Below are 13,717 nucleotides of genomic sequence, written 5' to 3' on the forward strand. Positions count from 1 at the left end.
AATTCATTTTAACAACATTTGTCATGTTGTTTTGTAGTTCTAAAAATAATTGTTAGCTTTGTCTAACAATTTTAATTTCATGACACGAATATTATTTTCTATTGTCTTATTATCATCTTACTGCTTCTCACAGGAAGCAGACAGTTTGCAGCAGGATCATAACAAAAATGACTCTTTGATCCTTTCCAAAAAGGAAATGAAGGCTAAACTGATAGATGATGTAGTGATTACCGGAACCATAAAACCGATAAGCAAATCGAAAAGTCCGGTGGCAGTAGAAATTTATAGTCAGAAATTTTTTCAGAAAAATCCTACACCAAGCATTTTTGAAGCGATTGCGATGGTGAATGGGGTGAAACCTCAACTTAACTGTTCGGTTTGTAATACGGGAGATATTCACATTAATGGATTGGAAGGACCCTATACGATGATTTTAATTGATGGAATGCCGATTGTAAGTTCGCTTTCCACAGTCTATGGTTTAAGCGGAATTCCTAATAGTTTAATAGACAGGATTGAAGTGGTAAAAGGACCGGCTTCGTCTCTTTATGGTTCTGAAGCGATGGGAGGTGTGATTAATATAATCACCAAAAACGCTTTAACGGCTCCTCAATTAAGTGTTGATGTTATGACAAGTACCTGGAGTGAGAATAATGTGGATTTGTCAACAAAATTTAATCTTGGAAAAAATGTTGCATCACTATTAAGCTTGAATTATTTTAATTTCAGTAAAAGGTTTGATCAGAATAAAGATAATTTCACGGATGCAGCATTACAAAACAGGGTTTCTGTTTTTAATAAATGGAATTTTCAAAGAAAGGAAAACAGACAGGCTAGTTTTGCCTTACGATATTTATACGAAGACCGGTTTGGTGGAGAAATGCAGTGGAATAAATCTTATCGTGGAAGCAATGAAGTCTATGGTGAGAGTATTTATACGAACAGGGTAGAAGCTTTTGGGGTGTATCAGTGGCCCATCAAAGAACAGGTAATTACCCAGCTTTCTTATAATTATCACAATCAGGATTCTTTTTACGGATCCAATCCTTTTGATGCATTGCAGAAAGTGGCATTTGTGCAAACCTATTGGGACAAAAAGTTGGGTAATCATGATATGATCTTGGGATTGACTTTCAAAAAAACTTTTTATGATGATAACACTCCGGGAACCTTATCAGCAGACGGAATCACCAATCAGCCGATGAAATCTCCTATCTGGGGAGCTTTTATACAGGATCAGTGGGAAATTGATCCTAAAAACACACTATTGTTGGGATATAGATATGATTATGATAAAATCCATCATTCCGTACATTCACCGAGATTCGCATGGAAATTTTCTCCCGATCCTTATCATACTTTACGATTCAATTTCGGAACGGGATTCAGGGTGGTGAATTTATTTACCGAGGATCATGCGGCATTGACGGGTTCGCGTGAGGTGGTGATTAAATCCAATCTAAAACCAGAAAAATCCATCAACGGAAACCTGAATTATGTCTGGAAAATTCCTGCAGGAGACCGTCTGATCAACTTGGATGCTTCGGCATTTTATACCTATTTCAGTAATAAGATTGTAGGGGATTTTGATACCGAACCGGATAAAATTATTTATGATAATCTTCATGGATATGGAATTTCAAGGGGCGCTTCAGTGAATGTAGATTACAGTTTCGGCTTTCCTTTAAGTATTAATGTAGGAGTTACTTATCTTGATGTATATCAGAAACTGGATGGGGAGAATGAAAAATCCCAACAGTTGCATGCCCCGAAATGGAGTGGAACCTATAATCTGTCCTATAAGTTCCCAAGCAATGTAACTGTTGACTTTACAGGTCAGTTTTACGGACCGATGCGATTGCCTGTTTTACCGAATGATTACCGTCCGGAATATTCACCGTTTTATTCTCTGGCTAATATTCAGGTTTCGAAGAGTTTTAAGTCAGGTTTTGAAGTCTACTGCGGAATTAAGAACCTGTTCAACTTCACGCCTAAAGATCCTTTGATGCGACCGTTTGATCCATTTGATCAATATGTAGATGATCCGGTGAATAATCCGAACCATTATACTTTTGATACTACGTACGGGTATGCACCTATGCAGAAGATCAGAGGATTTCTCGGAATAAAATATATTTTAAAATGAAAGTGATTATCCATATAGTTTTAATGTTAGTGCCCTGTTTTTATCTTTCACAGGTAAAAACAGGTACTTTTTCTGAACTTGAAGCCCGGCAGAAAGAACATGCAAAGCCTGTTGTTATTCATCTTTATACGGATTGGTGTTCGGTTTGTAAAATTGAATCTTTTACCATGAATAAGGATGAAGAATTGGTGAGAATGATGAATGAAAATGTTTATTTCATCAACTTTGAAGCAGAAAAAACGAAAGAAAAAATCCATTTTCAGGGACAGGAGTTTGATTATATACCCAATGGGAATTCAGGAATTCATGAATTGGCTTTGGCATTATCCAAAAATAAAAACCAGCCTGTTTATCCTTTATGGATTTTCCTGGATAAAAACCAAAATCTGTTGTATTATCATGAAGGACTGCTTAAACCCGAAAAATTTAAGCAGAAACTTAGGGAAATAATTCGCTGAAAGTAAAAATTATTTCAATAGCACGGCAATAATTGCTAAAATGGCGGGTAATGCCTGGACGAAGAATATTTTCTTGGTAGCAGAAATAGCTCCATAAATTCCTGCCACTGCTACACAACCCAAGAAAAATAAGGCAATATTGGTTTGCCATTTCGGATCCTCAATAAAAAAGGACCAGATGAGGCCGGCTGCAAGAAACCCGTTGTACAATCCCTGATTGGCAGCTAATCCTTTTGTAGGTTTGAACATTTCCGGAGGCAGCGCTGATTTGAACACTTCTTTTCCTTTGGTTTCCCAGGCAAACATTTCCATCCAAAGAATATAAAGGTGTTCCAGTGCTACAACAGCGATCAGAATTTTGGCAACAATTTCCATGATTTATTGTTTTTTGTCATTGTAAAACTAAAAAAATAAAGTTAAGTTTGAGTACTTAATTACAAAAATGGATACATTCAAAGCACATTTAGACAAATTTATTACGGTAAATGATGAAGAATATGCTTCTATCCTTTCTTTTTTCCAGGTGCGGGAAGTCAAGAAGAAACAGAATCTGATGCTTGATGGTGATGTATGCAAGAATATGTATTTTGTGGTAAAAGGATGTCTCCGGAAATTTTTCACTAATGAAAAAGGAGTAGAGCGGACTACTGAATTTGCTATAGAGAACTGGTGGATCACCGATACTTTTGCATACGAAAGACAGATCAAATCAGATTTTTGCATTCAGGCTGTTGAAAAATCTTCTATCTTGGTGATTGATCTTCAGTCGCAGGAATTGCTGCTCAAGAAACATCCTGTGATGGAACGCTATTTCAGGATGATCTATCAAAGAGCGTATGCTTCTTCTGAGCGCAGGATCCGTTATTTGTATGAAATGTCACGAGAAGAGCTTTATGTACATTTCAGTACTCAATACCCTTGGTTTATTCAAAGAATTCCACAATATCTTATTGCTTCTTTTTTAGGTTTTACACCGGAATATCTCAGTGAAATCCGGGCAAAATTGCGTTCTTAAACCAGTTTAAGATTTTTGATGTTTTTAAATAGGAACTTTGTATCAGAATTTAAAAACAGTCATATTATGAGCGCAAGAGTAAATATCGCGACAACAGATTCAGCAGCTTACAAAGCAATGATGGGATTGGAAGGTTATCTTCAGAACATTTCTTTAAACCCTATTCAGAAAGAACTGATTAAGATCAGAGCATCACAGATCAACGGATGTGCTTTCTGTCTGGATATGCATACGAAAGATGCCATCAAATACGGTGAAACTCCACAAAGAATTTATCTTTTAAACGCTTGGAGAGAGGCAGCAGAGCTTTATACGGAAGAAGAGCAAACGCTTTTGGCGATGACGGAAGAAATTACTTTAATTAACCAAAAAGGGTTAACAGAAGAAACGTATTACAAAGCAAAACAGCTTTTTGATGAAAACATCATCGCACAGATTATCATGGCTATTGTGACCATCAATGCCTGGAACAGAATTGCGATCAGTACACATATGCCGATTATGAAGTAGTTTTTTCAGAATAAAGTTATTTAAAAAAGTCCTCCAATTTTTGAAGGACTTTTTATGTACTAGTGGTTTTTTCTTTTGAAAGGTCCTTGTGGAGCAATAATTTCAAGATTGGTTCCATCCGGATCACGGAAGTAGGTAACTGCCGTTCCGAAGCCGGATTGTAAGCCGTCTTCTTCCTGGAATGTTATAGGTTCGCCTTCCGGTTCAATACCGATTTCTTTTAATCTTTCCATAGCAGCATTGATATCATCCACTTCAAAACAAAGATGCATAGCACTGATCTGGTTGTTGCTGTAAGAAGCCTGTTCAGATTCAGGGATTACATATTCCAGGATATCTATATTGAGATTATCCAGATGAAGATTGGCATATTTAATCTTGGTATCGTTCAGACCTTGAGTTTTTGCCATTCTTGGTCCTCCTATTTCATCGATATTGGAAACTTTTGTTCCTGTTAAAGCCTCATAAAAGGCAATGGATTTTTCGAGGTTTTTAACGGTGATCCCTACGTGATTGGCACGCGTGAATCCTTTTATAGTGTTTTCCATTTTATGACTATTTTATTTTTATGGCTTGCAATTCAGCTGCAAAACATTTGCATTCAAAGGTTGCTCTATTTTCCGTTCCAGTTTTTTGTCGTTTAATATCACATAAACTTCCATAGAGCCTGTTCCGACATGTAAGGACAAGATATGCCCTCCGTAAGCATTAAACTTTTCATCGGTGGCAACTCCGTGAACATGAATGGACGGACCTTTTTTATTCCAGGCTATGGAACCTGTCAGGTTACCCATTTCCACCTTATTGAATGTTTTTGGATTGAACTTTTTAGCTGTAAAATCATAAAATCCAAAAGTAACTTCTTGGGCAAAGCCAATTCCTGTGAAACTGGCAGAAGGAATGTTTTCGGCTTTTGCAAGATTTTCAAGGTTTTCTATTACATCATCTCCCTGTCTGAGAACCATGAGATAACCCGTAGGAGTTTTTGTATAGCGGCAAATATCTTTTTTCTGTGCTGAAAAAGTATTCACATTTAAAACCACCAATAGAATACTGAAAATTTTTAATAAGTTCATGCCGGTATATTTTGTATGATGAATGAAAGTTTTGCACCAAAATCTGCAGCTATAATGATTTTTAGGTTAAATTTCCTGTAAAGCCGTATTGATGAAGCTTACTTCTTCCTGAGAAAGGTCAAAAGACATCGCCTTCGCATTTTCAATAGCTTGCTGTGCATTTCTGGCTCCCGCTAAAACTACTGTGATAGCCGGCTGTAATGTTGTCCATCGCAATACCAATTGTGATAAAGTAGCTCCTTTTTCCTGTGCAATTGGCTCTATTTTTTCTAAGAATTTCTGAACCTTGCTGAGATCGAACTGGGAAAAATACCCGTTTCGGTGATCGTTGTCCTTTAATTTGTTCTCTTTAAAATATTTACCTGTTAAAAGACCTCTTTCCATTGGGCTGTACACGATAATCCCTGAATTGTTTTCCAAAGAATAAGGAACAAGGTCATTTTCAATGGAACGGTTCAGCATACTGTAAGAAACCTGGTTGCTTGCTATTTTCAGGGTGGCATTGGCTTCTTTCATTTGTTCCACACTGTAATTGCTTACTCCGGCCGCACGGATTTTCCCTTGCTGGATCAATACTTCTAAAGCTTCCATTGTTTCACTGATCGGAGTTGTGCTGTCCGGCCAATGAAGTTGTAAAAGATCAATATAATCGGTTCCCAGTCTTTGCAGGCTGTCTTCCACTTCTTTGATTACGTTTTCTTTGGAAGCATATTTATACACCGGAAGTTTTTTGCCGTTATCTTCTGCATCGAAGAAAAATTCTCCTTTTCCGTTATTGCTTCCGTCCCAAACCAAACCGAATTTTGTTAATAACTGAATATTAGAGCGGTCTCTTCCTTTGATTGCTTCCCCGATCATTTCTTCACTAAGTCCAAAACCATAAAAAGGTGCTGTATCAATAGAAGTTACGCCGTTGTCCAAAGATGCATGGATTGAATCTATAGAATCCTGTCTTTCATTTCCACCCCACATATTTCCACCGATGGCGAACGCTCCGTGGGTTATCACTGAAAGTTCCAGATCGGTGTTTCCTAATTTTCTATATTCCATTTTTTGTATATATGATTTTTTTTGAGATTATTGATTAAGTTCTTTTGCAATAGCTTCACCCACGCTTTTTGCAGATTGAGGGTTCTGTCCTGTGATCACTCTTTGATCCGTAACTACATGATTCTGCCACAGTCCTGATTTTTCAAATTGGGCTCCTCTTTCCTTTAATTTGTCTTCCAAAAGGAATGGAACAACGTTGGTCAACTTCACTTCAGCTTCTTCCTCATTGGTAAAAGCATTGATCTTCTTGCCGTCTACCAAGTATTTTCCGTTGCTCAGTTTAATGTTTACCAATCCGGCAGGACCATGACAAACACCTGCTACAATTCCACCATTTTCATAAATTTTGGAAGCGATTCCTGCTAATTCAGTGTTGTCAGCGAAGTCCCACATTGCACCATGACCTCCTGCATAAAAAATAGCTGAATAATCGGAAGGATTTACCTGGGAAGGCTGTAAAGAATTGTCAATTTTGGTTTTGTACTCTTTATTCTCCCAGAATTCTTTGTTTACGGGATCATTTAAGTCAAATCCGTCAACAGGAGGAGTTCCGCCTTTCGGACTTACAAAATCAATTTCGTAGCCCGCTTTGTGAAGAACTTCCCAGGGATGAGAAACTTCTCCTAAATAATATCCTGTATCTTCTCCGGTATTTCCTTTTTTGTCATGACTGGTTACGACAAATAAAATTTTCTTTTTCATTGTAATAGATTTTTTGTTTTGTGACTGGAATAAGCCTATTGTCAATAAGCTCATGAATACAAACATTAATTTTTTCATATGGTTAGATAATATGAGTGGTATAAATCTGTGGTTTTTCCTGTAATTTTTCATCGATCAGAGCTCCGAAAGCCTGGATATAAGGTTGTTGGTTATGCAAAGCCAATCCGTCTTCACTTTTCCAGATTTCATAGAAAACAAACTGGTTTTTGTCTTCAATTCCCTGGTGAAGGCTGTATAGTTCACATGCTTCTTCTTTTCTGGTTTCTGTCACCATATTCTGAAGCGTTTCAAGTACTTCCGCTCTGTGCTCTTCTTTTGCTTTGATGATGGCCGTAAGATAAATTTTCATAGGTTAAATATATTGTTCAATAGATTGATGTTGAGGTTTCCAATTCAGTTCTGTTCTGGCTTTATCAGCGTTACATAAGCTGTTGGATGCAAATCCGAAGTATCCTCCTGCAGGACCGAATTTGTTAACAGCTTCCTGAACAGTTACGGACTGTGCAGGTAGAAGTTCATATCGTTCACTGATTCTTTCTGCTAAATTCTTTATTGTTGAAGAACCGTTTTCCGCATAATAGAGAGAACCTGCTTTTGCCTTCTCCAATGCAAGCACATAAAGATCTGCAAGATCTTCAATATGTACATTTGACCAAATATTTTCTCCTTTTCCGAAGTAGGCCCCAAATCCTTTTTCTTTTGAAAAATTGATCAAAGCAGGAACCTGAATACTGTCTTTTTTAATTCCCAAACCTTCTCCATACACCATCGTAGGAACAATAACGATGCTTCTTACATTTTTTCTGGCAGATTGAAGAATATGCTGATTGATCAATACTCTGGAAGCCATTTCCAACCTCGGTTGTAAAGGAATATCTTCCGTGAATACAAAATCATTTTTTTCTCCGTTTTCCTTACCTCCAAAGATGGCTGAGCCGGAAGTGAAAATAAATGTTTTCCCGCTTCCTTCCAATGCTTTAACGATACTGTCCGCAACATAAGCATCATCCGCGGAATCTGCATTATGGATAATAGCATCCGCATTGGAAATAGCAGATTGTAATACCTCTTCATCATGAATATTTCCTACAATCGTTTCAATTCCTGCAGCTTCGAGTTCTTTGGCTTGAACGTCGTTTCGGATCAACCCAATTACCGTATAATTTTTATCCAGTAATTTCTTAGCTACGGTTCCGCCGATGTATCCGGTGATTCCCGTAATCAATATCCTTTTCATCAGGTTACACCAATTGTGGTTTCAATTCTTTTTCGAAAATATTTTCAAGATGTTCTCTGTATAATTTCATATCACGTTCAACGTTGGCGTTCTTTTCCACATCATGAAAGTGGAAGCTTTCCATCTTTTCCAAAGAAACAAAAGCATTCATTCTATGGAATCCAAATAATGGTCCATTATCTACACTTGTTTCGTTAAAAAATTCTCCCGGAAGGGTAAAAGCGGTTGCAGGAGCATTCCAGCTCGTAGTTACCATATATTTTCTTCCACCAAGCATTCCTCCGGTTCCGTAATTGATCTGCGGGTTTTCAGGCTTTCTTCCGTCACTCATATAAATTCCTTTTGCATGTCCGGCTGTGAAAACTTCATCAATGTATTTTTTCAGACCATTCGGAAGCTGGAACCACCAGATCGGCGTGTGATAGATGATGTAATCTGCCCAAACGAATTTCTGAACCTCTTCATCTTTATCGTAATTTCCGTCCACATTGGTGATCTTTACCTCTACATTTTCAAACTTTTGTAAAACCTCTAATGTGTTTTCTGTAATTGTTTTGTTATATCTTCCTCCGGAATGTCCGAAATTTTGTCCACCGTTGATTATTAATACTTTTTTCATTGTTTTGATTTGTTTAAATTTTACAATGCAAAATTAGTTTCGATTTTTGTATAATAAAAATAATATAAATTATACCTTTGTATCAGAATTATAATAATTAGAGGTATGGTTAATTTAGAATGGTACCGAACTTTCAAAGCAATTTATAAAACAGGGACATTAACGGGGGCTGCAGATTCTTTGTTTATTTCGCAACCGGGTGTAAGCTTACATTTGAGTTCTTTGGAAGCGTATGTAGGGTATAAATTATTTGATAGGACTGGAAGGAAAATGATTCCGACCGAGAGAGGGAAAGTTTTATTCAATGCAGTTTCCGAACCGCTGACGAAGCTGGAAGAAGTGGAAAAGAATTTTCAGAAATCCACGGAAAAGCATACCCCGACGATCAGCGTGGGAATGTGCTTTGAGACATTTCAGACCACTTTGGAGCAATACGTATCTACATTGCCGTTTAATCTGATCATCTGTTTCGGAGAATATCCGGAAATGCTGGATCAATTGGATAAAGGTATACTGGACCTTATTATCACTCCTAAAAAAGGTATTTCTCCCAATATCAATCATGAAGCTTTTTCATCGGAGCAGATTATTTTGGTAGGAGGTAAAGATGTTGATGTGGACAGTTTCAATGAAACATTAAAAAACAAAGGCATCGAACATGCGGAAGAATGGCTGAAACAGGAAAAATGGTACGGAACAACCGGAGATATGGAACATCTTTTCCAGTTTTGGATCATGAATTTCGGGCATAAACCGAATTTCCGCCCGAATTATATTGTTCCGAATTTAAATTCCATCATCCGTTGTCTGAAAGGCGGAACCGGATTGGCTGTAGTTCCTGATTTTTTATGCCGAAATGAAATTGAAAGCGGAGAGATCAAGCTCATTTGGGAAGGAGAGAGAAAATTGGAAAATACCTTGTATTTCGGATGCAGGAAGAATACCAATTACCCTTCGGAGATCGACCATATCAAGGGATTATTCAGACAGGTGATGAGCTAGAACAATCATGTCCTTCATTTGTTTTCCGTTTTCATAGATAGGAGACGGATAGTTTTCTATAAAGAAATTTGTACGGACTGCTTTTTTAATGAAACCATTCCTTTCATAAAATCTGATCTGCTGAAACCCGGTGTCTGAAGTTCCTACTAATAAAGAGGAGTAGTGATTTTGTAAAGCAATTTCTTTGGCTTTATTGATTAAAATACTTCCGATTCCCTGGTTACGATAACTTTCAATCACAGCAATGTTTTTGATCTCCAGTTCTGTATCACTGTTTTTATGCAAAGCCATTACTGCAATGTCTTCCGTTCCATCCTTTACAATATGAATAGTACTATTGAGTATATATTTATTGATAGCTTCTACTGTTTCATCTGCCAGTAAAAGTAATTGATACGGAATTTCGGAATCAGAATTAAGCGTAGAGAAAGTAAATTTTTCCATTATAAACTCATGTGAATAAGAGGGTAATCTTTCCCGGAACCATCTTTTTCTGATCTTCCTATAGGCCTGAAACCTAGTTTTTCATAAAAGCCGATCGCCTGGGAATTTTGTTCATTTACATTTACTTTTGTCAGTCCCGTTTTATCTTTCATGAACTGATATAACTTTTTGCCGTATCCTTTTCCCCGTGAATCATTATGAATGAAAAGCATTTCCAGATTTCCTTCTGCAACGGAAGCAAAACCTTTTGCTTCGTCATTTTTGACAATCAAAAATACTTCCAGATGGGGTAAATAATCTTTAGGATCACTTTTTTAAAATAATTGAAGTCTTCTTCTTTCAGGAAATCATGGGTGGCTTTTACGGAAGATTCCCATATTTCCATGATTCTGGGATAATCTTTGGGCTGTGCTAATCTGATTTGGTGTGGCATTTTTTAGAATTTAATACAAAAATAAACTATTCTAAAATTTTACAGAGTCTATGGTTTTAGATATAAAATTTCAATTTTTTGTCGCAAATTTGTTTCACTTTATATTAAAAAATTAAAATAAGGAATTATGCAAAAGAAAACATACACGGGTCAGCCGGTGATAACATTAAATAACGGAGTGGATATTCCGGCACTGGGTTTTGGAGTTTGGCAGATGGAAGATATGAAGGAGTGTGAGAATGCAGTGATCAAAGCTATTCAGACGGGATACAGAATGATTGATACGGCTTCTATTTATCTTAACGAGACAGCGGTTGGAGAGGGAGTGAAAAATAGTGGAGTAAGCAGAGATGAGTTATTCATCACATCAAAACTATGGGTTCAGGATCATGGGTATGAAAAGGCGAAAAGTGCATTTCAGAGAACATTGGACAGACTACAGATGGATTATCTGGATATGTATCTTATTCACTGGCCTTTCGGGGATTTCTTAGGTGCCTGGAAAGCGTTGGAGGAGTTATATCATGAAGGAAAAATAAAAGCGATCGGGGTATGTAATTTTACAGTGGAAAAACTAGAAGAATTAAAAGCTAATTCCAGTGTCTTGCCTGTGATCAACCAGATTGAGCTGCATCCGGTTTTCCAGCAAAAAGAACTTCAGGTGTATGACAGAGAGAATAATATTGTCACCCAACCTTGGAGTCCGCTTGGAAACGGAAATGCAGAGCTTTTAAATAATTCAGAATTAAAGAAAATCGCTGAAAAATATCATAAAACAGTAGCTCAGGTCATTTTAAGATGGCATTTGCAGGAAGGATTCTGTGTAATTCCTAAGTCTGTTACGCCTTCCAGAATTGAAGAGAATTTCAATGTTTTTGATTTTGAGCTGACTGAAGATGAAATGAATGTAGTTCGTTCCCTGGATACGGGAAAAAGGTTGTTTTTTGATCCGAAAGATCCGGCTTGGGAAGAAAAAATGCTGAGATCTGTGGCAGATATTTAGTTATATTCTCTCGCAGATTAAGCTGATTTGGCGGATGATTGTTTTTTTAATTTTAAAAATATTCAAAATAATATGCGTGATCTGCTTAATCTGCAATACCAATTTATAAACAAAATATGACTGCAGAACAATTCATAGAAAAACTTTCCACCTTCATCAATGAAAAAGAATTCGATAAGGTGGAGAAATATTTTAAAGGAAACGATGGTGTTACAAAATCCTTCGGAGTGAAGTTTGGAGATGTTTTTAACACAGCTAAAGAATTTTCCGCCATGCCTTTGGATGAGGTCAATAAATTATTGGACAGTGATTTCTATGAAGTGAGAATGGGAGCGGTAAGTATCATGGATTTTCAGGCAGGAAATAAAAAGACTTCGGCAGAAAAGAAAAAAGAACTTTTCAATTTATATATTCTTCGTCATGACTGTCTGAATAACTGGGATTTTGTAGACAGGGCAGCAAGAAATATTGTCGGAGAATATTTAATCGATAAACCGAGAGATATTTTATATGAATTGGCAATATCTGAAAGTCCGTGGGAAAGAAGAACCGCCATTGTAAGTACCCATGCTTTTATCAGGAAAAATGATATAGAAGATACTTTCAAGATTGCTGAAATGCTGGTTCATGATTCTAATGAATTAGTGAATAAAGCTGTTGGAAGCTGGATAAGAGAAGCTGGGAAAAAAGATCAGAAAAGGTTGTTTGATTTTTTGGATCGCTATATGAAAACAATGCCTGCAACTACTTTTTCCTATGCTACAGAAAAACTGGATGCGGAGAAAAAGAAACATTATAAAGAACAGAGGAAGCGGTAATTGCTTCCTTTTTTTGTCAACTTTAAATAAGAAATTATATGTTTTGGCCGGATACGATTAGTAAAAGATTAGGAGTAAAATATCCCATCATTCAGGCTCCGATGTTTGGAGTAAGCACACCGCAAATGGCTTCTGCTGCTGCAAAAGCTGATGCTCTGGGTTCTTTGGCTTTGGCAGATCTTTCTGCAGATAAGTCAGTTGAGCTGATCAGAGAAATTAAAAAGCTTACGAATAAGCCATTTGCAGTTAATATCTTTGTTCATGACATTCCTGAAATCACAGATTCTTTACAGGAGAAATATATTCGCACAAAACTGTTCATAGAACGATTGGCAAAAGAAAATAGCATTGAGGTGAATCTTCCCAAATTGGAAGAGATAAAAGTAAACGGTTATCACGATCAAATTGATGCCATTATTGAGGAAAATTGTAAAATCGTGAGTTTTACTTTCGGAAATCTGGATGCTCAAACGATCCTGAAATTAAAAGAAAATGGAGTAGTGCTTATCGGGACCTGTACTTCTGTTGAAGAGGCTTTGATACTGGAAAAATCAGGAATCGATATGATCTGTGTGCAGGGAATTGAAGCAGGAGGACACCGAGGAGCTTTTAATGCAGAAAATATTCCTCAAATTGGAGGTTTGTCTTTGTTTTTTCAGGTTTATGACCATGTAAAAGTCCCATTGATTTATGCAGGCGGGATTTATAATTCCAAAACGTTGAAGGCTTCAAAAGATTTGGGAGCGCAGGGCTTTCAGGTAGGAAGTATGTTATTGGCTTCTCAGGAAAGTGCTTTACAGCCATATGAAAAGGAAAGACTAAAAAATGTGAGTGAAAATGATATTGTTTTGACGAGAAGTTTCTCGGGACGTTATGCAAGAGGAATTAAAAATAAATACATCGAAACTCTTGACAACTCAGATTATATTTTACCTTATCCTTATCAGAATAAACTGACGAATGAATTAAGAAGAGTTGCTAAAACTTTAAATAATACTGATTTTGTAGGCATTTGGGCGGGACAATCGATTCATGATTATAGCGAGCTTTCTACGGAGGACATTTTGAGAAAGCTTATTGAAGATTGTGAAATAGATAATCTTTGACGAAGAATTATTTAAATGCTAATGATCATAAGTTGGCAAAGATTTTAAATCTTTGCGTTTCATAAAAAGAAAAGCTG

19 protein-coding genes are annotated in these 13,717 nt (G+C 36.8%); 8 read left to right on the top strand and 11 right to left on the bottom strand.

Features of this window, described 5'->3' with window-relative positions:
- Window positions 1-79 precede the first annotated feature (79 nt).
- Together EGI05_RS09510 and EGI05_RS09515 are read left to right on the top strand one after the other, a co-directional pair.
- Window positions 80-2,146: a TonB-dependent receptor plug domain-containing protein gene (locus tag EGI05_RS09510; protein ID WP_123262831.1), complete on the top strand. Its 2,067-nt coding sequence runs from the start codon at window positions 80-82 to the stop codon at window positions 2,144-2,146.
- Window positions 2,143-2,604 (top strand): thioredoxin family protein, encoded by a 462-nt coding sequence (locus tag EGI05_RS09515; RefSeq protein ID WP_123262832.1) that lies wholly within the window; start codon window positions 2,143-2,145, stop codon window positions 2,602-2,604. The genes EGI05_RS09510 and EGI05_RS09515 overlap by 4 nt, the downstream gene beginning before the upstream one ends.
- 9 nt (window positions 2,605-2,613) lie before the next feature.
- Here the strand turns inward: EGI05_RS09515 and EGI05_RS09520 are convergent, their stop codons facing one another.
- Window positions 2,614-2,979, bottom strand: coding sequence for a DUF1304 domain-containing protein (locus tag EGI05_RS09520; protein WP_123262833.1), 366 nt, complete (start codon window positions 2,977-2,979; stop codon window positions 2,614-2,616).
- A gap of 67 nt (window positions 2,980-3,046) precedes the next feature.
- Between EGI05_RS09520 and EGI05_RS09525 the strand changes: the two genes are divergently transcribed.
- Window positions 3,047-3,619, top strand: a complete 573-nt coding sequence (locus EGI05_RS09525) for a Crp/Fnr family transcriptional regulator (RefSeq protein ID WP_123262834.1) — start codon at window positions 3,047-3,049, stop codon at window positions 3,617-3,619.
- A 66-nt stretch (window positions 3,620-3,685) separates the two neighbouring features.
- Entirely contained in the window at window positions 3,686-4,129 is a 444-nt protein-coding gene (locus EGI05_RS09530; RefSeq protein ID WP_123262835.1) for a carboxymuconolactone decarboxylase family protein, read from the top strand.
- A gap of 59 nt (window positions 4,130-4,188) precedes the next feature.
- On the opposite strand, the gene EGI05_RS09535 is transcribed toward EGI05_RS09530, so the two are convergent.
- The 7 genes from EGI05_RS09535 to EGI05_RS09565 all read right to left on the bottom strand — a co-directional run bounded on the left by EGI05_RS09535 (window position 4,189) and on the right by EGI05_RS09565 (window position 8,834).
- Window positions 4,189-4,677: a VOC family protein gene (locus tag EGI05_RS09535; RefSeq protein ID WP_123262836.1), complete on the bottom strand. Its 489-nt coding sequence runs from the start codon at window positions 4,675-4,677 to the stop codon at window positions 4,189-4,191.
- 18 nt (window positions 4,678-4,695) lie between these two features.
- Window positions 4,696-5,205 (bottom strand): PPC domain-containing DNA-binding protein, encoded by a 510-nt coding sequence (locus EGI05_RS09540; protein WP_123262837.1) that lies wholly within the window; start codon window positions 5,203-5,205, stop codon window positions 4,696-4,698.
- Window positions 5,206-5,271: 66 nt separating this feature from the next.
- The gene (locus tag EGI05_RS09545; protein ID WP_123262838.1) at window positions 5,272-6,255 is read right to left on the bottom strand and encodes an aldo/keto reductase; all 984 of its coding nucleotides are present in this window, start codon (window positions 6,253-6,255) and stop codon (window positions 5,272-5,274) included.
- A 27-nt stretch (window positions 6,256-6,282) separates the two neighbouring features.
- On the bottom strand, window positions 6,283-6,957 hold the full coding sequence (locus tag EGI05_RS09550; RefSeq protein WP_123263366.1) for a type 1 glutamine amidotransferase domain-containing protein: 675 nt from the start codon (window positions 6,955-6,957) through the stop codon (window positions 6,283-6,285).
- An 82-nt stretch (window positions 6,958-7,039) separates the two neighbouring features.
- Entirely contained in the window at window positions 7,040-7,327 is a 288-nt protein-coding gene (locus EGI05_RS09555) for a putative quinol monooxygenase (RefSeq protein WP_123262839.1), read from the bottom strand.
- Between the two features lie 3 nt (window positions 7,328-7,330).
- Window positions 7,331-8,215 carry an NAD-dependent epimerase/dehydratase family protein gene (locus tag EGI05_RS09560; protein WP_123262840.1) on the bottom strand — a complete coding sequence of 295 codons (885 nt, stop codon included), beginning with the start codon at window positions 8,213-8,215 and terminating at the stop codon, window positions 7,331-7,333.
- Window positions 8,216-8,219: 4 nt separating this feature from the next.
- Window positions 8,220-8,834 carry an NAD(P)H-dependent oxidoreductase gene (locus EGI05_RS09565; RefSeq protein ID WP_123262841.1) on the bottom strand — a complete coding sequence of 205 codons (615 nt, stop codon included), beginning with the start codon at window positions 8,832-8,834 and terminating at the stop codon, window positions 8,220-8,222.
- Window positions 8,835-8,939: 105 nt separating this feature from the next.
- Here EGI05_RS09565 and EGI05_RS09570 point away from each other — a divergent pair, with 105 nt between their 5' ends.
- Window positions 8,940-9,836, top strand: a complete 897-nt coding sequence (locus EGI05_RS09570; RefSeq protein ID WP_123262842.1) for a LysR family transcriptional regulator — start codon at window positions 8,940-8,942, stop codon at window positions 9,834-9,836.
- Here the strand turns inward: EGI05_RS09570 and EGI05_RS09575 are convergent.
- Genes EGI05_RS09575 through EGI05_RS18165 form a run of 3 tightly spaced genes read right to left on the bottom strand, consistent with a single transcriptional unit; the run spans window position 9,813 to window position 10,713 of the window.
- Window positions 9,813-10,280, bottom strand: a complete 468-nt coding sequence (locus EGI05_RS09575) for a GNAT family N-acetyltransferase (protein ID WP_123262843.1) — start codon at window positions 10,278-10,280, stop codon at window positions 9,813-9,815. The genes EGI05_RS09570 and EGI05_RS09575 overlap by 24 nt on opposite strands.
- Window positions 10,280-10,552 carry a GNAT family N-acetyltransferase gene (locus EGI05_RS18160; protein WP_262694259.1) on the bottom strand — a complete coding sequence of 91 codons (273 nt, stop codon included), beginning with the start codon at window positions 10,550-10,552 and terminating at the stop codon, window positions 10,280-10,282. The genes EGI05_RS09575 and EGI05_RS18160 overlap by 1 nt, the downstream gene beginning before the upstream one ends.
- Window positions 10,549-10,713, bottom strand: coding sequence for a GNAT family protein (locus EGI05_RS18165; protein WP_262694261.1), 165 nt, complete (start codon window positions 10,711-10,713; stop codon window positions 10,549-10,551). The genes EGI05_RS18160 and EGI05_RS18165 overlap by 4 nt, the downstream gene beginning before the upstream one ends.
- Before the next feature lie 127 nt (window positions 10,714-10,840).
- On the opposite strand from EGI05_RS18165, the gene EGI05_RS09585 reads away from it, so the two are divergent.
- The 3 genes from EGI05_RS09585 to EGI05_RS09595 all read left to right on the top strand — a co-directional run bounded on the left by EGI05_RS09585 (window position 10,841) and on the right by EGI05_RS09595 (window position 13,640).
- Window positions 10,841-11,716 carry an aldo/keto reductase gene (locus tag EGI05_RS09585; protein ID WP_123262844.1) on the top strand — a complete coding sequence of 292 codons (876 nt, stop codon included), beginning with the start codon at window positions 10,841-10,843 and terminating at the stop codon, window positions 11,714-11,716.
- Window positions 11,717-11,832: 116 nt separating this feature from the next.
- Complete coding sequence (locus tag EGI05_RS09590; protein WP_123262845.1) at window positions 11,833-12,534, top strand: DNA alkylation repair protein; 702 nt, start codon at window positions 11,833-11,835, stop codon at window positions 12,532-12,534.
- A gap of 38 nt (window positions 12,535-12,572) precedes the next feature.
- The gene (locus tag EGI05_RS09595) at window positions 12,573-13,640 is read left to right on the top strand and encodes an NAD(P)H-dependent flavin oxidoreductase (RefSeq protein WP_123262846.1); all 1,068 of its coding nucleotides are present in this window, start codon (window positions 12,573-12,575) and stop codon (window positions 13,638-13,640) included.
- The last annotated feature ends 77 nt before the right edge of the window (window positions 13,641-13,717 follow it).

The sequence above is a fragment of the Chryseobacterium daecheongense genome, from assembly GCF_003729955.1.
GTDB classification, from domain to species: Bacteria; Bacteroidota; Bacteroidia; order Flavobacteriales; family Weeksellaceae; genus Chryseobacterium; species Chryseobacterium daecheongense.